This window comes from Flavimobilis soli, from assembly GCF_002564025.1.
GTDB lineage: Bacteria > Actinomycetota > Actinomycetes > Actinomycetales > Cellulomonadaceae > Flavimobilis > Flavimobilis soli.
The window spans coordinates 2070399-2090325 of record NZ_PDJH01000001.1; the positions used below are offsets into that span (position 1 = coordinate 2070399).

Annotated in this window: 18 protein-coding genes; 6 read left to right on the forward strand and 12 right to left on the reverse strand. The window is 72.6% G+C overall.

Going from position 1 to position 19927, the window contains the following annotated elements; all coding sequences use genetic code 11:
• The first annotated feature begins 50 nt into the window (after positions 1-50).
• Complete coding sequence (locus ATL41_RS09370) at positions 51-1277, forward strand: FAD-dependent oxidoreductase (protein ID WP_098458236.1); 1227 nt, start codon at positions 51-53, stop codon at positions 1275-1277.
• Between the two features lie 236 nt (positions 1278-1513).
• Here the strand turns inward: ATL41_RS09370 and ATL41_RS09375 are convergent, their stop codons facing one another.
• The 6 genes from ATL41_RS09375 to ATL41_RS09400 are packed head-to-tail and all read right to left on the reverse strand — an operon-like array spanning position 1514 to position 7680.
• A complete protein-coding gene (locus tag ATL41_RS09375; RefSeq protein ID WP_098458237.1) occupies positions 1514-2077 on the reverse strand; it encodes an NAD(P)H-dependent oxidoreductase in 564 nt (187 codons plus the stop codon).
• Positions 2078-2108: 31 nt separating this feature from the next.
• Complete coding sequence (locus tag ATL41_RS09380; protein ID WP_098458238.1) at positions 2109-2960, reverse strand: ABC transporter permease; 852 nt, start codon at positions 2958-2960, stop codon at positions 2109-2111.
• Positions 2953-3870, reverse strand: coding sequence for an ABC transporter ATP-binding protein (locus ATL41_RS09385; protein ID WP_098458239.1), 918 nt, complete (start codon positions 3868-3870; stop codon positions 2953-2955). The genes ATL41_RS09380 and ATL41_RS09385 overlap by 8 nt, the downstream gene beginning before the upstream one ends.
• Positions 3867-5180 carry an MFS transporter gene (locus ATL41_RS09390; protein ID WP_098458240.1) on the reverse strand — a complete coding sequence of 438 codons (1314 nt, stop codon included), beginning with the start codon at positions 5178-5180 and terminating at the stop codon, positions 3867-3869. The genes ATL41_RS09385 and ATL41_RS09390 overlap by 4 nt, the downstream gene beginning before the upstream one ends.
• The gene (locus ATL41_RS09395) at positions 5177-6547 is read right to left on the reverse strand and encodes an LLM class flavin-dependent oxidoreductase (RefSeq protein ID WP_098458241.1); all 1371 of its coding nucleotides are present in this window, start codon (positions 6545-6547) and stop codon (positions 5177-5179) included. The genes ATL41_RS09390 and ATL41_RS09395 overlap by 4 nt, the downstream gene beginning before the upstream one ends.
• 59 nt (positions 6548-6606) lie before the next feature.
• On the reverse strand, positions 6607-7680 hold the full coding sequence (locus tag ATL41_RS09400) for an ABC transporter substrate-binding protein (RefSeq protein ID WP_098458242.1): 1074 nt from the start codon (positions 7678-7680) through the stop codon (positions 6607-6609).
• A 501-nt stretch (positions 7681-8181) separates the two neighbouring features.
• On the opposite strand from ATL41_RS09400, the gene gdhA reads away from it, so the two are divergent.
• The 3 genes from gdhA to ATL41_RS09415 all read left to right on the forward strand — a co-directional run bounded on the left by gdhA (position 8182) and on the right by ATL41_RS09415 (position 12277).
• A complete protein-coding gene (gdhA, locus tag ATL41_RS09405) occupies positions 8182-9519 on the forward strand; it encodes an NADP-specific glutamate dehydrogenase (RefSeq protein WP_098458243.1) in 1338 nt (445 codons plus the stop codon).
• A gap of 164 nt (positions 9520-9683) precedes the next feature.
• Positions 9684-10772, forward strand: coding sequence for a glycoside hydrolase family 6 protein (locus ATL41_RS09410; RefSeq protein ID WP_098458244.1), 1089 nt, complete (start codon positions 9684-9686; stop codon positions 10770-10772).
• Complete coding sequence (locus ATL41_RS09415) at positions 10769-12277, forward strand: RNB domain-containing ribonuclease (protein ID WP_098458245.1); 1509 nt, start codon at positions 10769-10771, stop codon at positions 12275-12277. Before ATL41_RS09410 ends, ATL41_RS09415 begins: the two co-directional genes overlap by 4 nt.
• Here the strand turns inward: ATL41_RS09415 and ATL41_RS09420 are convergent.
• Entirely contained in the window at positions 12261-12848 is a 588-nt protein-coding gene (locus ATL41_RS09420) for a GNAT family N-acetyltransferase (protein ID WP_098458246.1), read from the reverse strand. The genes ATL41_RS09415 and ATL41_RS09420 overlap by 17 nt on opposite strands.
• 119 nt (positions 12849-12967) lie before the next feature.
• Positions 12968-13339, reverse strand: a complete 372-nt coding sequence (locus ATL41_RS09425) for a sterol carrier family protein (protein ID WP_098458247.1) — start codon at positions 13337-13339, stop codon at positions 12968-12970.
• Positions 13340-13383: 44 nt separating this feature from the next.
• Here ATL41_RS09425 and ATL41_RS09430 point away from each other — a divergent pair, with 44 nt between their 5' ends.
• On the forward strand, positions 13384-13779 hold the full coding sequence (locus ATL41_RS09430) for a hypothetical protein (RefSeq protein WP_098458248.1): 396 nt from the start codon (positions 13384-13386) through the stop codon (positions 13777-13779).
• Between the two features lie 520 nt (positions 13780-14299).
• On the opposite strand, the gene ATL41_RS09435 is transcribed toward ATL41_RS09430, so the two are convergent.
• The 4 genes from ATL41_RS09435 to ATL41_RS09450 all read right to left on the reverse strand — a co-directional run bounded on the left by ATL41_RS09435 (position 14300) and on the right by ATL41_RS09450 (position 18116).
• Complete coding sequence (locus ATL41_RS09435; RefSeq protein ID WP_098458249.1) at positions 14300-15265, reverse strand: sulfate/molybdate ABC transporter ATP-binding protein; 966 nt, start codon at positions 15263-15265, stop codon at positions 14300-14302.
• A gap of 91 nt (positions 15266-15356) precedes the next feature.
• Positions 15357-16169 carry a sulfate ABC transporter permease gene (locus tag ATL41_RS09440; protein WP_098458250.1) on the reverse strand — a complete coding sequence of 271 codons (813 nt, stop codon included), beginning with the start codon at positions 16167-16169 and terminating at the stop codon, positions 15357-15359.
• Complete coding sequence (gene cysT / locus ATL41_RS09445; RefSeq protein ID WP_219810381.1) at positions 16162-16968, reverse strand: sulfate ABC transporter permease subunit CysT; 807 nt, start codon at positions 16966-16968, stop codon at positions 16162-16164. The genes ATL41_RS09440 and cysT overlap by 8 nt, the downstream gene beginning before the upstream one ends.
• Positions 16969-17078: 110 nt before the next feature.
• Positions 17079-18116 (reverse strand): sulfate ABC transporter substrate-binding protein, encoded by a 1038-nt coding sequence (locus ATL41_RS09450; RefSeq protein ID WP_098458252.1) that lies wholly within the window; start codon positions 18114-18116, stop codon positions 17079-17081.
• 248 nt (positions 18117-18364) lie between these two features.
• On the opposite strand from ATL41_RS09450, the gene purF reads away from it, so the two are divergent.
• Entirely contained in the window at positions 18365-19912 is a 1548-nt protein-coding gene (gene purF, locus ATL41_RS09455; protein ID WP_098458253.1) for an amidophosphoribosyltransferase, read from the forward strand.
• The last annotated feature ends 15 nt before the right edge of the window (positions 19913-19927 follow it).

Sequence of the window (19927 nt, forward strand, 5' to 3'; positions counted from 1 at the left end):
TCGTCCGCACCGCCCGGGCGTCGTCGCCCGCACCCCTTCGAGGAGCCAGCATGACCCAGCGAGTCCAGACGATCGTCGTCGGCGGGGGTGTGGTCGGCTCTGCGACCGCCTGGGCGCTCGCGCGGCGCGGTGCCGACGTCGTGCTTCTCGAGCGGTTCGACGCCGGTCACGTGCGCGGGGCGTCGCACGGCGCGTCGCGCATCTACCGGACGACGTACACGGAGCCCGAGTACCTCGACCTGACGCTCGAGGCGCACGGCCTGTGGCGCGAGCTCGAAGCCGCGACGGGCGTGGAGATCCTCACGATCACGGGCGGCGTCGCGTCGGGCGGGCCGTCGGTGCAGGCGCACCTCGCGGACCTCGCGGCCGCCCTCGGGTCGCGCGGCGTGCCGCACGCGCTCGTGAGCGCGGCCGAGGCCGCTGAGCGCTGGCCCGGTCTCGCGTTCGAGGGGCGGGTGCTCGTCGAGCCCGAGACGGCGGGCCGCCTGCACGCTGACCGCGCGGTCGCGGCGTTCCAAGCCGACGCGGTCGCGCACGGTGCGCGTGTCGTCCACGGGCGCCGCGTGACGGCGATCGAGGACGTGCCGGACGGCGTGCTCGTCCGCACCGAGCCTGAGGCGCTCGCGTCGTCGTCGGACGACGACGTCGCCGAGCTCGTCGCGCAGCGCGTCGTCGTCGCGGCGGGGGCGTGGAGCACGGACCTGCTCGCCGGCGTGCACGACGGCGTGGCTCGCCGCCCGGCGTTCGCCGGGCTGTCGCGGCTCGTCGTCACGCAGGAGCAGCCGGCGCACTTCGCACCGCGCGACGCGGCCACGCCGTGGCCGTCGTTCACGCATGACCCTGGCGCGGACGTCGTCGGGCCGGGCCGGCGTTGGCCGTCGGGGACGTACGGGCTCGAGACGCCGGGCGAGGGCGTCAAGGTGGGCTTCCACGCCGTCGGGCCTGTGGTCCACCCGGACCGACGGACGTTCCAGCCGGACGAGCGGCAGCTCGCGCAGCTCCGCGACTATGTCGCTGAGCGGGTCCCGGGGGCCGACCCTGATGCCTTCGAGGCGATCTCCTGCACGTACACGACGACGCCGGACCACGACTTCGTGCTCGACCGCGTCGGGCGCGTGGTCGTCGCGGCGGGCTTCTCGGGGCACGGCTTCAAGTTCGCGCCTGCGCTCGGGCGCGTCCTCGCGGACCTCGCCGACGAGACGCTCACGCCGGACGCACCGGTCGCGGCGCGGGCGGACCGCTTCGCGCTCGCACGGCTCGCGGCTGCCCGCCGCTGACGCAGCGGGCCCACACGATCCCGTCCTCTGATCGGCGACAGATCGCCCGTCTGCCCAGGTGAGGTGTGCAGACGAGCGATCCGTCGACCTCGGGTGGCCGGGCCCTCCGCACCGATCGCCCCGTTACACGCGTGAGGCGTGCAGAAGGGCGATCTGTCGACGTGGGGTGGCGAGGGCTCGGGAAGGAGGGGCTGGTGTCGGGACAGCGGGAGCGGCCGCGCGGGACCGTGCCTGACCTAGATGACCGGCAGGAGGGTAGCCTCGCGGGCGTCCGCGGAGAGGAACGGCAGGGCGCGGGCGATCGCCTTGTCGATGCGCGAGTCGAGACCCTCGCCGGTGACCTGGTAGTCGGTGAACTCGGAGTCGTGCCCGTAGATGGTCACGGGCAGGGTGTCGGCCTGGAAGAAGCCGAACAGCGGCCGGAACTGGTGCTCGAGGGCGAGCGTGTGCCGCTCCGAGCCGCCGGTCGCGACGAGCAGGACGGGCTTGCCGAGCAGAGCGGACGGCGACAGCAGGTCGACGACGTGCTTGAACAGCCCCGTGTACGAGCCCTTGTAGATCGGGCTCGCGGCGATGAGCAGGTCGGCGGCCGCGATGGTCTCGAGGGCGGCCGCGACGGGAGAGCGCGGGTCGCCATACGTGTCGCCGAAGAACGGCACGAGCTCGGCGACGTTCACGGTGCTCGCGGCGACGGGGACGTGCGCGGCGAGGCGCGTGACGATCTCCTGGCCGAGGGCGGCGGTCTTGGACGGGAAGGACGGGCTGCCGTTGAGGACGACGACGTTCAGGGGTGCGGACATGGTGGGCTCCAAGCGGGAAGAAGGGGGAGGGTCAGGCTGTGCGCCAGCGGGAGAAGCGGCGCTCGATCGCGAGGAGCACGCCGTTGATCGCGAGCCCCGTGAGGGCGATGACGATGATCCCCGCGTACATCTCGGGGATCTGGAAGTTGTACTGGGTGTAGGTGATGAGGAACCCGAGCCCGGCCTTCGCACCGATCATCTCGGCGGCGATGAGCACGAGGATCGACGCCGAACCGGCCATGCGCACGCCCGTGAAGATCGCGGGGACGGCGGCAGGCAGGACGACGTGCCAGAACAGGCGGACGGGCGTGAGCCCGAGGGACCGGGCGGACTTCACGAGCAGCGGGTCGACGGTGCGGACGCCGGAGATGGTCGTGAGCAGGATCGGGAACGAGCACGCGTAGGTGACGAGCGCGATCTTGGACGTCTCGCCGATGCCGAGGATGAGGATGAACACCGGCAGGAGCGCGAGCGCCGCCGTGTTGCGGAACAGCTCGAGGATCGGCGTGAGCAGCTCGGCGACCGGCCGGTACCAGCCGATCGCGATGCCGACGGGGATCGAGACGGCGACGGCGATGCCGAAGCCGACGGCGGCGCGGCCCAGGCTCGCCGACACGTGGGTCGCGAGCGCGCCGTCGGCCGCGAGGTCGCCGAGGGCGACGAGCACGGTCGACAGGGGCGGCAGGAACACGGCGTCGACGAGCCCGACGCGCGGGGCGACCTCCCACAGGGCGAGGAACGCAAGGATCGCGACGGAGGACCGGGCCGTGCGGACGGCGCCGGTGGCGACACGCCGCCGCAGCGGCTCGCGCACCGCCTCGGCGGTGAGGACCTGGCGTCGCCCGAGGGTGGGCGGGTCGGCGAAGGCGACGGTGTCAGTCATGGTGGGGCTCCTGCTTATCGGCGGCGTGCAGCCGCGTCCAGATCTCGTGGCGCAGCGCGCCGAACTCGGCGGTCGACCGCACGTCCTCGGCCGACTCGACGTCGAGGTCGACGTCGAGAACCGAGTGCAGGCGGCCGGGGCGGGGCGTCATGATCGCGACGCGCTGGCCGAGGTAGACGGCCTCGTCGATGCCGTGCGTGATGAAGACGACCGTCTTGCCGGTCGCGCGCCAGATGCGCAGCAGCTCGTCCTGCAGCGTCTCGCGCGTCTGGGCGTCGAGGGCGGCGAACGGCTCGTCCATGAGCAGCACCTCGGGGTCGAAGGCGAGGGACCTCGCGATCGCGACGCGCTGCTTCATGCCGCCCGAGAGCTCGTGCGGGTAGCGGTCCTCGAAGCCGGTGAGGCCGACGAGGTCGAGGTACTCACGCGCGATCGCGGAGCGTCGGGCGCGCGGTACGCCCTTCGCGGCGAGGCCGAACTCGACGTTCGACCGGGCGGTGCGCCACGGCAGCAGCGCGTACTGCTGGAAGACGACGCCACGGTCGAGGCCTGGGCCCGTGATCTCGTGCCCGTCGAGCTGGATGCTGCCCGACGTCGGCGTCGCGAGTCCGCCGAGCAGGTCGAGCAGGGTGGACTTGCCGCAGCCGGACGGGCCGACGACGGTGAGGAACTCGCCCGCGGCGACGTCGAGCGTGAAGTCGTCGACGGCGACGAAGCGGCGCCGGGCGCCGCGGCGGCCGCGGCTGCGGTCGCGGACGACGAACTCCTTGTGCACGTTCGCGAGGCGCAGGCGCGGCGGGCGCCCGTCGGACGTGGCGCCGTCGGGCAGGGTGGCGCCGGCCGGGGCGACGCGGTCGCGGACCGCGGTCGCGCCCGAGGCGCTCGGCAGGGTGGTGGTCGGTGCGGTCATCGGGAGACCTCCTGGGACAGGTGGGGCTGGGGGTGGGTGTCGTGCGCGGCGGGCGGCGGGGCGTCCGGACAGTCGTCGGGCCGCGGGTGCGGCACGCAGCGGGGCACGGAGCGCCACATGACGAGCGCGCCGAGCCCGGCGAGGCCCGCGATCGTGAGGCTCGCGGCGGCGAGGGAGGCGACCGAGACGGCGGACACGGCGAGCGGGCCCGCGAACATCCCGGAGTCGTGCATGAGCCGCCACGACGCGAGGAACTCCGCGCGGTAGGCCGGCGGTGCGACGTCGGCGCCGATCGTCATGAGCAACCCGTTGCTCAGGCCGTTGCCGATGCCGAGGACCGTGACGACGACCCACATGCCGAGCGCCGTCGTCGTGAGGGGGAGGGTGCCGTACGCGACGGCGAGGAAGGCGAGCGACGGGACCGCGACGACGGCCCGGCCGAAGCGGTCCATCAGGTGCCCGGCCGGTGTCGAGACGAGCACCTCGAGCACGCCTGCGCAGCCGAAGATCAGGGAGATCTGTGCCGCGTCGAGCCCGATGTGCTCGCCCCACAGCGGCACGACGACGTCACGTGAGGCGCGCGTCGCGCCCAGCAGGAGCGTCCCGAGCCCGAGGGACAGGAACAGCCGACGGTGCGCGACGGCGACGCCCACGAGCGTCGCGCGTCCCCCTCCCGGGATGCTGCGGACGGGAGCGCCCCGCTCGCGGCGCGGACCGTCGTCGGGCAGGCGTGACATGAGCCAGCCCGAGACGAGGATCGCGACGAGCTGCACGGCGAAGCCGCCGCGCGTGCCCGTCCGCGAGATGACGGCGGCGCCGACGAACGGGCCGACGAGCGCGCCGACGCGCCACATCGTCGCGAACACCGACATCGCGCGGGCGCGGATGACGACCGGGACGGCGTCGGCGAGGTACCGCTGCCGGGCGAGCGTCCACACGGACATCGCGCAGCCCGACACGAGCACGCCCGCCGCCAGGAGCCAGACCGTCGGCGCGAGGAGCGCGAGCAGCACCCCGAGCGCGCCGGCGACCGAGCCGCCGACGATCGCGACGCGCTCGCCGTAGCGGGCGACGATCCGCCCGGCCGGGAGGTCCCCCACCAGCAGCCCCGCACCCGTCGACGCCGCGACGAACGCGGCGACCGTCGTCGACGCGCCGAGCTCGGTCGCGGACAGGGCGACGACCGGCAGGGCCGCGCCCTGCCCGATCCCGAAGACGACGGCCGGGGCGTACACCGGCACGACGAGCGAGCGCAGCGTCGCCGGCGCGCGCGTCGTCCCGGTGCCGGCTGCCGGTGGGGGGACGGTCACGCGATCGCCTCGGCGAGCGAGCCGGCGAGCGTGCCCGCGTACTGGTTGGCCGGACGCTCGAGGCCGAGGTTCTCGCGCAGCGTGCGGCCCTCGTACTCGGTGCGGAACAGGCCGCGCTGCTGCAGGATCGGCACGACGTGGTCGACGAACGCCTCGAAGCCGCCCGGGTGGAACGGCGGCATGACGTTGAAGCCGTCCGCCGCGCCGCGCGTGAACCACTCCTCGATCGAGTCCGCGATCTGGTCCGGCGTGCCCGTCAGGACGCGGTGGCCGCGGGCGCCAGCGAGGCGGTGCAGCAGGCCGCGCAGCGTCGGACGCTCACGCTCGACGATGCCTGCGACGACCTGGAAGCGCGAGCGGTTGTTGTCGGTGACGTCACCCGCGCCCGCGAACAGCTCGAGCGGCACGGGCCGGTCGAGGTCGTCCTCGCCGAGCGTCACGCCCACGAGCGCGGACAGCTGGCGCAGCCCGTACGCGGGCACGGTCAGCTCGTTGAGCTCCTGCTCGAGGTCGTGCGCCTCGGCGGCCGTCGACCCGATGAACGGACTCAGGCCCGGGAGGATGACGACGTCGTCCGGACGACGGCCCGCAGAGATCGCCCCCGACTTGATGTCGGCGTAGAACGCCTGGGCGTCCTCGATGCGCTGGTGCGCGGTGAAGATCGCCTCGGCCCACCGGGCCGCGAACGCGCGCCCCTCGTTCGAGGAGCCGGCCTGCACGAGCACCGGGTAGCCCTGCGGCGGGCGCGGCGCGCTGAACGCGCCGCCGACCGACAGGTGCGAGCCGGCGAAGTCCGCGCGGTGGATCTTCGCCGGGTCGGCGTACCGGCCCGAGGCGCGGTCGGCGATGATCGCGTCGTCCTCCCACGAGTCCCACAGGCGGGTCGCCGCCTGCAGGAACTCCTCCGCGCGGGCGTACCGCTGCGCGGGGTCCGGGAACGGCTCGCTGCCGAAGTTCTCGGCGGCCGCGGCGCTCGCGGTCGTGACGATGTTCCAGCCGGCGCGGCCGCCGGAGAGGTGGTCGAGCGACGCGAACAGGCGAGCGAGGTTGTAGGGCTCGTAGTACGTCGTCGACGCCGTCGCGATGAGCCCGATGCGCTCGGTCACGGCCGCGATCGACGCGAGCGTCGTGATCGGCTCGAGGTGGCCCGCCGGTCCGTGCTCGACCTGCGGGGTGAGCGCGGGGATGTCAGCGAAGAAGACGGCGTCGAGCTTCGCCGCCTCGGCGCGCTGCGCGAGGTCCTGGAAGTGCTTCGCCGTGTAGATGTTCTCGACGGGCGAGCCGGGGTGGCGCCACGAGGCCTCGTGGTGGCCGGTCGCGGTGATGAAGAGGTTGAGGTGGAGCTGGCGGTCGGGTCGCGCGGACATGGTTCCTCCTGGGTGCGGTGGTCTTCGGTGCTGGGGTGCTGGGGTGCTGAGGTGCGGCGTCAGTCGACGGGCTTGCCGTCGGGGCCTGCGTCGGGGGCGTACGTGCCGTTCGCGTACGGGTTGAGGTCGTTCGTGACGACGTCGGCCGTGGTGATCCCGGGCTCGATCTGGCCGTCCTCGACGAGCCAGTCGATCCACAGGTTGATCTCGTCGTCGGCCACGACGCCGCCGGCGCCCGCGACCGAGCTGGACTTGTAGAACGCGACGAGGTCGGTGTTCTCGCCGCGGCCACGCTCCGTGATGATCGAGGTGTAGCGCTCGCGGACCTCCTCGGGCGGGGTCACCTGGGCCCAGCGGATCGCGCGGGCGGTGCCCTGGACGAAGTCCGCGGCGGCGTCGGGGTTCTTCTCGATGAGCGACGTCGGCAGGACGTAGCTGCCGTAGGACAGCTCGCCGAACAGGTCGACCTCGGAGAACAGCTTGCGGATGCCGCCGCGCTCGAGCGCGAGGTCCTGGAGCGGGCCGCTGAGCCCTGCGGCGTCGACCTGTCCCTCGCGGAGCGTCTGCTCGGCGTTCACGGGTGGGACGACGGTCAGCTCGACCTGGGCGATCTCCTCGGGCGTGAGGCCCTCCTGCTTGAGCCAGCTCCGGTCGACGGCCTCGGCCTGAGCGCCGAGCGTGTTGACGGCGATCTTCTTGCCGATGAGGTCGCGGGCGGTCGTGATGGGGCTGTCCTCGAGGACGTAGACGCCGCCGTTGGTGAGGCTGTCGGAGCCGTACGAGGCGAGGACGGCCTTGATGGGCGCTCCCGAGTCGACGAGCTTGATGATCGCGCCGTTGAACGCGTTCCCGATGTCGGCCTGCCCGGTCGCGACGGCCTGGATCGACGCGGGGCCACCGGTGACGTCGCCGATCCACTCGAGGCTGACCTTCTCGAAGTAGCCGAGGTCCTCGGCGAGCTCGGGGAAGGTCACCTGGCCGACGGATCCCTGGTAGCGCAGGACGGTCGTGCCGTCGGCTGCGCCGGCGTCGGCCTGGGCGGTGCCGCACGCGGCGAGCGCGGCGGGCAGGGCGAGCAGGGCGGCGAGCGCGGCGGCGGCGCGGCGGCGGGGGCGTGCGGTGGTAGCGGTCATGGTGGCTCCTGGGTGGGTTTCTGGGTGTGCGAGGGCAGCACCGGGCGCATTTCTGGACCGCGATGGTCGAGAAAAGGCAGAAGTGTGGCTGTCAGAGCGGGCGCGGCGAGGCCGTGCCGTCCGGCGTCACGCCGGTGAGGGGCGACGAGTCAGCGGGTCGTGGCGACCGCGGGGCTCGTGCCCCTCGGACAGTCGCGGCGCGGCGACGAGGGCGTGGCCGGAGTCGCACGGCGCGCTGCGGGCATGTGGTGCACGTTCCCTCCCTCGTCCTTCGTCCGTGGGTCGCGGTGCTGCGACCTCCTGCAACAGTGATACGCCCTTGTCGAGCGATCTGATCCAGTTAGGACCAAAGTCTCATATCGTGAGCGAGAGGGTGTCAGGAACTGCTTTCTGACGCGGGTTTAGCGCGCGTGAACCAGGGTCGCATCCTGAGACGGGACGACCGTCTCGTTTTCGCGGTGGGACAGTGGTTTGCAACGAATCGTCACCCGAGGAGAACCCATGCAGAGCTCACTTGCGCCCGTCTTCGAGCAGGTGCTCCGACGCAACCCTGGCGAGGAGGAGTTCCACCAGGCAGTTCGCGAGGTCTTCGACTCCCTGGGCCCCGTCCTCGAGAAGAACCCGCAGTACGCGGACGCCGCCGTGCTCCAGCGCATCTGCGAGCCCGAGCGCCAGATCATCTTCCGCGTGCCGTGGGTCGACGACCGTGGCCAGATCCAGATCAACCGAGGCTTCCGCGTCGAGTTCAACTCCGCCCTCGGCCCGTACAAGGGCGGCCTGCGCTTCCACCCGTCCGTGTACCTGGGCATCGTGAAGTTCCTCGGCTTCGAGCAGGTCTTCAAGAACTCGCTGACCGGCATGCCGATCGGCGGCGGCAAGGGCGGCTCGGACTTCGACCCGCGCGGCAAGTCCGACGCCGAGGTCATGCGCTTCTGCCAGTCCTTCATGACCGAGCTCTACCGCCACATCGGCGAGTACACCGACGTCCCCGCCGGTGACATCGGCGTGGGCGGCCGCGAGATCGGCTACCTGTTCGGCCAGTACAAGCGCATCACCAACCGCTACGAGTCCGGCGTCCTCACCGGCAAGGGCATCACGTGGGGCGGCTCGCTCGTCCGCACCGAGGCCACCGGCTACGGCACGGTCTTCTTCGCGCAGCACATGCTCGAGACGAAGGGCACGTCCTTCGAGGGCAAGCGCGTCGTCGTCTCCGGCTCCGGGAACGTCGCGATCTACGCGATGCAGAAGGCCCAGCAGCTCGGCGCCCACGTCATCGCCTGCTCCGACTCGTCCGGCTACGTCGTCGACGAGGCCGGCATCGACGTCGACCTCGTCCGTCAGGTCAAGGAGGTCGAGCGTGCCCGCATCGCCGAGTACGCGGCCCGTCGTCCGTCTGCCAGGTTCGTCGAGGGCGCCCGCGTCTGGGAGCTCGGCGGCGACGTCGCCCTCCCGTGCGCGACCCAGAACGAGCTCGACGAGCAGGATGCCAAGGCGCTCATCGCCTCGGGCGTGCTCGCGGTCGCCGAGGGCGCGAACATGCCCACGACCCCGGCCGCGATCACGATGTTCCAGGAGGCCGGCGTGCTCTTCGCCCCCGGCAAGGCTGCGAACGCGGGCGGCGTCGCGACGTCGGCCCTCGAGATGCAGCAGAACGCGAGCCGCGACTCGTGGAGCTTCGAGCACACCGAGGAGCGGCTCGCGCGGATCATGAACGACATCCACGACCGCTGCGCGACCACGGCCGACGAGTACGGCCAGCCGGGCAACTACGTCGCGGGTGCCAACATCGCCGGCTTCACGAAGGTCGCCGACGCGATGCTCGCGCTCGGCGTCATCTGACCCGACACGACCTCCTCGCGCGGCACGCCGCGCGAGGCCGCGTCGCACCCCTCACCCGGGACGACGGCGCACCAGCGGGCGGGCTCCTCATGAGGGAGCCCGCCCGCTGTCGTTCCGGCGCTCGTCACCCGTCCTGCGCGGCGGATCCGCGCTACGTTCGTGCCATGCTCCGCACCGCCGCACGCCGCCGTCGCGCCACCGCCGCTCTCGCCCTGGTCGTCGTCCTCGCCGTGCCGCCGGCGACGGCCGCCGCCGGCGGCGGCGCCACGACCCTCGGACCCGCGAGCACCATCTCCCTCTCGCGTGCGAGCGCCGCGCTGCCCGACGCCGCGACCTCCCCGACCGCGGCTGCGTCCGTCGCGAGCGGGCTCGCGACCGCGACCACGACGCGCAGGCTCTACGTCGACAAGGACACGCAGGCCGAGGCTGCCCGCAAGGCGGCGGCCAAGGCCGGCAGGAAGAGCGTCGCGAAGAAGCTCAAGGTCATCTCCAGCACCGCCCAGGCGAGGTGGTTCGGAACCTGGAACGCGACGTCGACCGTCCGCAAGGATGTGCGGACCTACGTCCGCAAGGCCACGAAGGCCAAGGCGGTCCCGCAGCTCGTCCTGTACGCGATCCCCGGCCGCGATTGCGGCGGCCACTCGTCCGGCGGCTTCACGGCCTCGACCTACAAGAGGTGGGTCCGGGAAGTGGCTGCGGGGCTTCGCGGCAGCAAGGCGATCGTCGTCCTCGAGCCGGACGCGCTCGGGCTCGACTGCGGCGGCGCCCAGCGCGCGAAGCTGCTCACGTACGCCGTCGGCAAGCTCTCCGCCGCAGGCGCGCTCGTCTACATCGACGCAGGGCACTCGAGCTGGCGCACACCCGCCGACATGGCGAAGCGCCTCAAGGCCGCCGGCGTCGCGAAGGCGCGGGGCTTCGCGACGAACGTCTCCAACTTCCGCTCCACGAAGGACGAGCGCGCGTACGCCGAGAAGGTGTCCAGGGCACTCGGCAAGCGCGGGGTCAAGGCGAAGAGCCGCCACTACGTGATCGACACGTCCCGCAACGGCCGCGCGACGGCGGGCGCCGAGTGGTGCAACCCGCCCGGCCAGGGACTCGGCGCCAAGCCGCGCTGGGTCGGAGGGAAGAGGCTCGACGCCTTCCTCTGGGTCAAGCGCCCGGGCGAGAGCGACGGGAGCTGCAACGGCGGCCCCTCGGCGGGCACCTGGTGGACCGAGTACGCGCTCGGTCTCGTCGACCGGAGAGCCCGATGACCCGGCACACGATGCGCCTCGAGCCGCAGCCGTCGCCGTCGCTCGCGGACCGGTTCGAGGCGCTGCGCACGGAGCTCGGCCTCGAGGAGCAGTTCCCTGCGGACGCGCTCGCCGAGGCCGAGGCTGCCGCAGAGCGCGTGGTCGCAGAGCTCGCGTCCCCGCCCGCTGATGTGCTCGACGCCCGTGATGTCGAGCTCGTGACGATCGACCCGCCCGGGTCGATGGACCTCGACCAGGCGGTCCACATCGAGCGCACGGACGGCGGCTTCCGCGTGCGGTACGCGATCGCGGACGTCGCGCAGGCCGTCGCGCCGGGGGGCGCGCTCGACCGCGTGACGCGCGAGCGCGGCACCACGGTCTACGGGCCGGCGACCCGCATCCCGCTGCACCCTCCCGTGCTGAGCGAGGGCGTGCTCAGCCTCCTGCCCGACGTCGACCGGTTCGCCTACCTGTGGGACGTCCTGCTCGACGCCCGCGGCGAGCAGGTCGACGCGCAGGTGCGCCGCGCCGTCGTACGTTCGCGCGCACGGCTCTCCTACGCGCAGGCGCAGGCCGCGTTCGACGACGGCAGCGCGTCCGACGTGCTGCTCCTCCTGCGGGAGGTCGGGACCCTGCGGCTCGAACGGGAGCGGGAGCGCGGCGGAGTCTCGCTCGACGTCCCGGAGCAGCAGGCGGTGGTCGACGGCGTGGACGTGCACCTCGAGTTCCGCGAGGTCCTTCCGGTCGAGGCGTGGAACGCGCAGATCTCCCTGCTGACGGGCATGGCGGCGGCGCGGATCATGGTCGGTGCGGGCGTGGGGATCCTCCGGACGCTTCCGCCCGCGGACCCGCGCGACCTCGCGCGTCTGCGTCGGGCGGCTGCGGCGCTCGGGATCGAGTGGCCCGAGGCGCTCGCCTACGCGGACCTGCTGGACCAGCTCGACGCTCGGACGCCCGCGCACGCGGCGTTCATGAACGAGGCGACGTCGCTGTTCCGCGGTGCCGACTACCTCGTGCTGGACGGCGACGCCGGGCAACCGCTGCCTGCCGAGCCGTCGGAGTCGCAGCACGCGGCGATCGCGGCGCACTACGCGCACGTGACGGCGCCGTTGCGGCGGCTCGTCGACCGGTACGGGCTCGCGGCGTGCGCGGCGGTGTGCGCCGGCGAGCCGGTGCCCGCGTGGGTGCGCGAGGGGCTCGTCGGTCTGCCGCAGATCATGTCGTCGACGGCTCAGCGTGCGGCGGCGTTCGAGCGCGGGTGCGTGGACGCGGTCGAGGCGGCGGTGCTGAGCGGTCGTGAGGGCGAGGTGTTCGACGGCGTCGTCGTCGACACGAACGGCAGTCGCGGCCGCGGCACGGTGATCATCGCGGAGCCTGCGGTGCGGGCGAAGGTCTCGTCGCCTGAGGCGGAGATCGAGCTGGGGGCTCGGGTACGGGTGCGCCTCGTGTCCGTCGACGTGGCGGCGGGCAAGGTTGCGTTCGAGCTTGCCGAGGCGGGCGACGGGGCGCCTAGCCGAGGGCGATGAGCCCGTCCAACGTCTCGGGGCGCAGGCGACGGTCGCTGAAGACGAGCCGTTCGACGTCGGGCACTTCGAGCGTGCGGTCGCGCGGCACACCGCGCCACACCTGCGTGAGGCCGACGTGGTCGAGCACCCGCGCCGAGGCGGGGTTGGTCGACAGGACGCGTGCCGTCACCGGTGCGTCCGGCTCGGCGCGGCGGGCGTGCACGATGCCCGCGCGCGCGACCTCGGTCGCGAGGCCCTTGCCCCATGCCTCGGATGCGAGCCGGTAGCCGAGGTTCCAGCAGCCGGCGCTCGACCACGTGACACCGCCGACGCCGATCACCGGCCCGTCAGGGCCGTCGTCGGCGAGGCGCATCGACCACGTGCCGCAGCCGTACTCCGCGAGGCTGGTGAGCGACCGCTCGATCATGGCGAGCGTCTGCTCGACGTCCGTGTGCCGGCCGCTCGGCAGGTGCTGCCACGTGCGCGCGTCCGCGAAGATCGCGTGCACCGCGTCCGCGTCCGCGTGCGTGAGCGGGGTGAGCAGGAGCCGAGCGGAACGGAGTGCGGGCGCCGGGGCGAGCGTGTCGATCATGACCGCGACGTTATCGGCGGGGTCTGACACCGGCTCCCGGGCGGCGGAGCTGCGCGGCGCGTGGTCTACCGGTGCCACCGAGCTGGCCGTTCGTCCGTGCCGGGCCTGACCTGAGGGGCTCAGCGCAGCCTCGCGGCCTGGAGCGGGAACAGTCGCGAGATGTCGGCGCGCGTCCCCGACGCGCGCAGCCGTCCGTCGTCGACGGCGTCGGCCCACGCGACCTCGCCGGTGACGATGCTGAGCCAGGTCTGCGGGTCCGTCTCGACGACGTTCGGCGGGGTGTCGCGCGTGTGGCGCGGGCCCTCGATCGCCTGGACCGCGCCGTCGGGCGGGACGCGGACCTCGACCGCGTGCCCGGGCTCGATCGCCGCGACCTCCTCGAGCGTGAAGCGGACGGCGGTCGCGCGGGCGCGGCGGTTGGTCGGGTCCTCGCGCCAGGCGGCGATCGCGGCGCGTCCTGCGGTGGGGTCGGTGCGGCGTCGTGCGGGCATGGCTCGATCGTAGGATGACGCCGCCGAGCGGCTAGGGTCGGAACGTGACTTCCACCGACCCGCAGCAGCCGAGCTCGCCGACGCCCGACCCCGCGGAGATGCCCGACCCCGCGGGGATGCTCGACCCCGCGGAGACGCCCGAATCCGCGGGGACGCCCGCGGGGGTGCTCGACCCCGCGGAGACGCCCACCCCTGCGGAGACGGTGCCCGTGACGGAGGTCGTCGACCCGCGGACGGTGCGCCGCGCGCCCCGCTTCAAGGCGTTCGCGTGGACCGGCGTCGTCGTCGGTCTGATCGTGAGCGCCGCGCTCAACCTGTTCGCGCTCGAGCCCGGGCACCCCACGTGGTCGCGCTCGATCCTCACGCTCGAGGTGACGCTCGCGGGTCTCGTCGTCGGCGTCGTCTGGGCGCTGATCGCGGACCGCCGCTCCCGCCGCTGACCCAGCGGGGATCGAGCCGCGCCCGAGTCCCGACCGATCGCCCGGATGCACACGCGACGTGTGCACCCGGGCGATCTGTCGTCTGGTGGGGGAGTGTCCCTCGCACTGATCGCCCGGTTGCACGCGCGACGTGTGCGCCCGGGCGATCTGTCGTCTGGTGGGGGAGTGTCCCTCGCACTGATCGCCCGGTTGCACGCGCGACGTGTGCGCCCGGGCGATCTGTCGTCTGGTGGGGGAGTGTCCCTCGCACTGATCGCCCGGTTGCACGCGCGACGTGTGCGCCCGGGCGATCTGTCGTCTGGTGGGGGAGTGTCCCTCGCACTGATCGCCCGGATGCACACGCGACGTGTGCACCCGGGCGATCTGTCGTCCGGTGGGGGAGTGCCCCTCGCACTGATCGCCCGGTTGCACGCGCGACGTGTGCACCCGGGCGATCTGTCGTCTGGTGGGGGAGTCTCCCTCCCACCGATCGCCCGATTGCACGCGTGGGCCGTGCAATCGGGCGATCGGTCGCCGAGCGTCAGACGAGGGCGAGCGTGCGGGCGTCCGGCGCCGGGCGCAGCCAGACCGTCGACCCGCCCGATGCGCCGAGCGCGCGCTGCTCGGCGCGCGTGAGCGTCACCTCGGTGCGGCTGCCTGCCGCCTCGACCTCGAGCCGCACCTCGTACCCGACGCGCAGCGCCCGCACGACCTTCCCCTCGACGGTCGCGAGGCCCGACGGCGGCTCCGTGAACACGTGCACGTCGTGCGGCCGCACGAGGCGGTCGCCGAGCGTCGTGACCGGCCCGAGGAAGCCCATGACGAACGGGTTCGCCGGGGTGTCGTAGAGGTCGTCGGGCGACCCGACCTGCTCGACGCGACCCTCGTTGATGACGACGATCTCGTCGGCGACCTCGAGGGCTTCCTCCTGGTCGTGCGTCACGAAGACGGTCGTCACGGGGATCTCGTCGTGCAGGCGGCGCAGCCAGTCGCGCAGCTCCTTGCGCACCTTCGCGTCGAGCGCGCCGAACGGCTCGTCGAGCAGCAGCACGGACGGCTGGACGGCGAGCGCCCGGGCGAGCGCCATGCGCTGCCGCTGACCGCCGGAGAGCTGGGCGGGCTTGCGGTCCGCGAACTGCGTGAGGTGCACGAGCGCGAGCAGCTCGTCGACGCGCCGTCGCACCTCGTCCTTCGGCGTCTTGCGGATCTCGAGCCCGAACGCGACGTTCTTGCGCACGGACAGGTGCTTGAACGCGGCGTAGTGCTGGAACACGAAGCCGACGTTGCGCTTCTGCGCGGGCAGGCTCGTGGCGTCGCGGCCCTCGATCGAGACGGTGCCGGTGTCGGCCGTCTCGAGCCCGGCGATGATGCGCAGGAGCGTGGACTTGCCGCCGCCGGAGGGGCCGAGCAGCGCGGTGAGCTGGCCGGTGGGGATGGAGACGGAGACGTCGTCGAGGGCGACGAAGTCGCCGAACTTCTTGCCGACGCCGCGGACGTCGATGCTCATGGTCGCTCCTCGAGGTGGTTCGCGCGGTGCGTGGGGCGCGCCGGGCGCGCGGGTTCGGTGGGGCGCGCCGGGCGCGCGTGCTCTGGTGCGGTCATCGGCGGGCCTTCGTCTCGGGCCGCAGGAACGAGACCACGATGATGCAGGCGACGGAGACGGCGGCGAGCAGGAAGCTCGTGGCGTAGGCGGTGGCCTGCTCGAAGTCCTGGTACTTCTGCTCGACGAGGAGCGTCGCCGTCTGCGTGCGGCCCTCGAGGTTGCCGGAGACGATCTTGACGGCGCCGAACTCGCCGAGGGACCGCGCGAGCGTGAGGACGACGCCGTAGACGATCGCCCAGCGGATCGCGGGCAGCGTGATGCGCCAGAAGGTCTGGAGCCCGCCTGCGCCGAGGGACCGCGCGGCCTGCTCCTCATCGGTGCCGATCTCGGTGAGGACGGGCACGACCTCGCGGATGACGAGGGGCAGCGACACGAACGCGGTCGCGAGCACGATGCCCGGCGTCGCGAAGATGATCTGCAGGCCGTTGGCCTCGAGCGTCGGCCCGAACCAGGTGCCGCGGCCGCCGTAGGCGAGGACGAGCGCGAGCCCGACGACGACCGGGGAGACGGACAGCGGCAGGTCGAGCAGTGCCGACAGCAGGCGCTTTCCTCGGAACTCCTTGCGGACGAGCAGCAGGGAGATGCCGACGCCGAACACGGTGTTGAGGAGCGTCGCCTGCAGGGCGACGGACGCGGTGAGCTGGAGGGCGAAGACGACGGACGGCTCGCTCAGGGTGTGCCGCAGGGACGTGAGGCCGTCGGCGAACGTGTGCTGCACGACGAGGCTGACCGGCCAGCCGACGAGCAGCACGAGGTACGCGACGACGACGACGCGCAGCACCCAGGTGGTGGTCCTGCTCCTAGCCACGGGACGCCACCTTCCGCTGGATGAGGTCGAGGGCGACGATCGCGAGGAGCGAGACGGCGAGCAGGAGCGTCGCGACGGCGGCGGCCGCGGCCTGGTCACCGTTCTCGAGGTAGGACAGGATCCGCACGGACGCGACCTCGGTGCGCATGGGCAGGTTGCCTGAGAGGAGGACGAGCGAGCCGTACTCGCTGATCCCGCGCGCGAAGGAGAGTGCGGCGCCGGAGGCGATCGCGGGGACGAGGGAGGGGAGGATGACGCGGCGCAGGATGGTCGTGCGCCCGGCGCCGAGGGAGGCGGCGGCCTCCTCGACGTCCTGGTCGAGCTCGGCGAGGACGGGCTGGACGGTGCGCACGACGAACGGCAGCGTGACGAACAGCAGCGCGAGCGTCACGGACAGCTCGGTGTTGGCGACGTTGACGCCGAGCGGGCTCGACGGCCCGTAGAGGGACAGCAGCACGAGGCCGGCGACGATCGTCGGCAGCGCGAACGGGATGTCGATGAGCACCTCGAGGAGGCGCCTGCCGGGGAACGAGTCGCGTACGAGGACCCACGCGATGACGGTGCCCATGACCATGTTGACGAGGGTGACGATCAGCGCGTGCGTGATCGTCAGGCTGATCGCGGCGGCGGTCTGCGGGTCGGTGATCGTCGCGCTGAACCTGCCCCAGCCTCCGGACGACGTCGCGACGACGACGGCGGCGAGCGGCAGCAGCGCGAGCACGGAGAACCAGACGACAGCGACGCCGAGGCCTACGCGTGATGAGGCGGTGAGGTCGCGGGCGCCCGGTGCGCGGCGCACGCGCCGCTGCTGAGCCGGGGGCTGCGGCGCGTCGTCGGGCGGTTGTGGAGAGACGGCCGAGGCGGTCGGCCCCTGAGGGGCCGGCCGCCCGAGCGTGGTGCGCGACGAGGTCACTTCTTGCCCGTCTCCTGCTGGATCTTGGTGACGAGGCCGTCGTCGCCGAAGAACTTGGCGTTGGTCTCGCTCCACCCGCCGAAGTCGTCGGCGATCGTGAGCAGCTTCTCCGGCTCGGGGAAGGGGTTCTTCGGGTCGTTCGCGCCCTCGACCTCGATCGGGCCGACGTCGACGAGCGGGCGGAAGCCCTTCGCGGCGAACTCCTTCTGGCCCTCGGCCGTCAGGACGAAGTCGAGGTAGGCCTTGGCCTTGGGGTCGGCGTCCTTGAGGACGGCGGCCGGGTTCTCGATGAGGAGCGTCTCGGCGGGGACGACGTAGTCGAAGGTCTCGCCGTTCTGCCGCGCGAGGATCGCCTCGTTCTCGTAGGAGATGAGGACGTCGCCGGTGCCGGACGTGAACGCCGTCGTCGCGTCACGGCCGGAGCCGGGGAGTGCGGCGACGTTCTCGAAGAACTTCGTGAGGTACTCGGTCGCCTCCGCCTCGGTGCCGCCCTTGGCGAGGACGGACCCGTACGCGGCGAGGATGTTCCAGCGCGCGGAGCCGGACGAGCCGGGGTTGGGCGAGACGATCGAGACGTCGTCGCGGACGAGGTCATCCCACCCCTGGATGTTCTTCGGGTTGCCCTCGCGGACGACGAGCACGACGACGGAGTCGGACACGATGCCCTTGTGCTCGCCGTCGTCCCAGCTCTCGTCGACCAGGCCCGCGTCGACGAGGCGCGTGACGTCGCCCGTGAGCGAGAAGTGGACGTAGTCGGCGTCGAGCCCGGACTCGACGGCGCGGGACTGGTCGCCCGAGGCGCCGTACGACGTCGTCCAGGTGGTGCCGGCGCCCGCGTCGGTCTTCGCGAACGCGGCCTGGGCGGCGTCGTTCGCGGCCTTCGGCACAGCGAAGCCGACGAGGCTGAGCTGCGTGCTCGCGGCGTCGCCGCTGGTCGAGGCGTTGAGAGGCTCCGGGCCACAGGCGCTCAGCGCCGTCGCCGTGAGTGCGGCCAGGGCAAGGGTGAGGATCCCTCGAGTCGAGCGTGCGGTCATCGTGGTGCCTTCGTTCCGTAGGGGTCGGCCGGCGGGTGCTGGTCGGAGCAGGAACGTAACCGCAACCCGACGGAATCGATCGACAATGCTCCGGCTGTCTCACATGTCAGGAAGGTCCGTCCACGGACCTTGGTCCCGGCCGAGGTCGGGGGGCGGTTCGCGCGGCGGCCACGTCGGCGGCCGCGCACCGTTCGTTCCGAATCGTGGGCTCTCCGCGAGGGCTCGGTGTGCTGTGGGACACTGAACTCGTGGCCTTGCGCGGAGACGGACTGCTCAATCACGACCTCATGCCCGGCGAGAAGGGACCGCAGGACGAGTGCGGCGTCTTCGGCGTCTGGGCGCCCGGCGAGGAGGTCGCCAAGCTCGCGTACTTCGGGCTCTACGCCCTCCAGCACCGCGGCCAGGAGTCAGCCGGCATCGCGACGAGCAACGGCCAGCAGATCCTCGTCTACAAGGACATGGGTCTCGTCTCGCAGGTCTTCGACGAGACCGCGCTGAACGCGCTCGGCGGGCACATCGCCGTCGGCCACTGCCGCTACTCGACGACCGGCGGCGTCACCTGGGAGAACGCCCAGCCGACGCTCGGCGCGACAGCCAAGGGGACGGTCGCCCTCGGCCACAACGGCAACCTCGTCAACAGCGCCGAGCTCGTCGAGCTCGTCGCGGAGCGCTACGGCGCCCAGCGTCGCGGCGAGCTCGCTCGCGGCAACACGACCGACACGGCCCTCATCACCGCCCTCTTCGCGGGCGACGAGGGGCACACCCTCGAGCAGACGGCGCTCGAGGTCCTGCCGCGCCTGCGCGGCGCGTTCAGCCTCGTCTTCATGGACGAGCACACGCTCTACGCCGCGCGCGACCCGCAGGGCGTGCGTCCGCTCGTGCTCGGCCGCCTCGAGCGCGGCTGGGTCGTCGCCTCCGAGACGTCGGCGCTCGACATCGTCGGAGCCTCGGTCGTCCGCGAGGTCGAGCCCGGCGAGATGATCATCATCGACGACGAGGGCCTGCGCTCCCACCGCTTCGCCGAGGTCAAGCGCGCGGGCTGCGTCTTCGAGTACGTCTACCTCGCCCGCCCCGACACGACGATCGCCGGTCGCTCGGTGCACGCCGCGCGCGTCGAGATGGGCCGCCGTCTCGCGCAGGAGCACGCCGTCGAGGCGGACCTCGTCATCCCCGTCCCCGAGTCCGGGACGCCGGCCGCGGTCGGCTACGCGCAGGAGTCCGGCATCCCGTTCGGCCAGGGCCTCACCAAGAACGCCTACGTCGGTCGCACCTTCATCCAGCCGTCGGACACGCTCCGCCAGCTCGGCATCCGGCTCAAGCTCAACCCGCTGCGCGAGGTCATCCGCGGCAAGCGCCTCGTCGTCGTCGACGACTCGATCGTCCGGGGCAACACGCAGCGCGCGCTCGTGCGCATGCTCCGCGAGGCGGGTGCCGCCGAGGTGCACATCCGCATCTCCGCACCGCCGGTGAAGTGGCCGTGCTTCTACGGCATCGACTTCGCGTCGCGTGCCGAGCTCATCGCGAACGGCCTCAACAAGGACGAGATCGCGGCCTCCCTCGGCGCCGACTCCCTCGGCTACATCTCGCTCGAGGCGATGATCGAGGCGACCGAGCAGCCGAAGGCACAGCTGTGCGCGGCGTGCTTCACCGGCGAGTACCCGATCGAGCTGCCGGACGACGAGAAGCTCGGCAAGCACCTGCTCGAGTCCGGCGAGGCGCCGCTCGGCAACCCGACCGACGGCCTGACGACCCTGGCCGTGTCCACGGGCGGCGGCGACGCGCTCAACCGTCCCTGACCGCAAGCACAACGT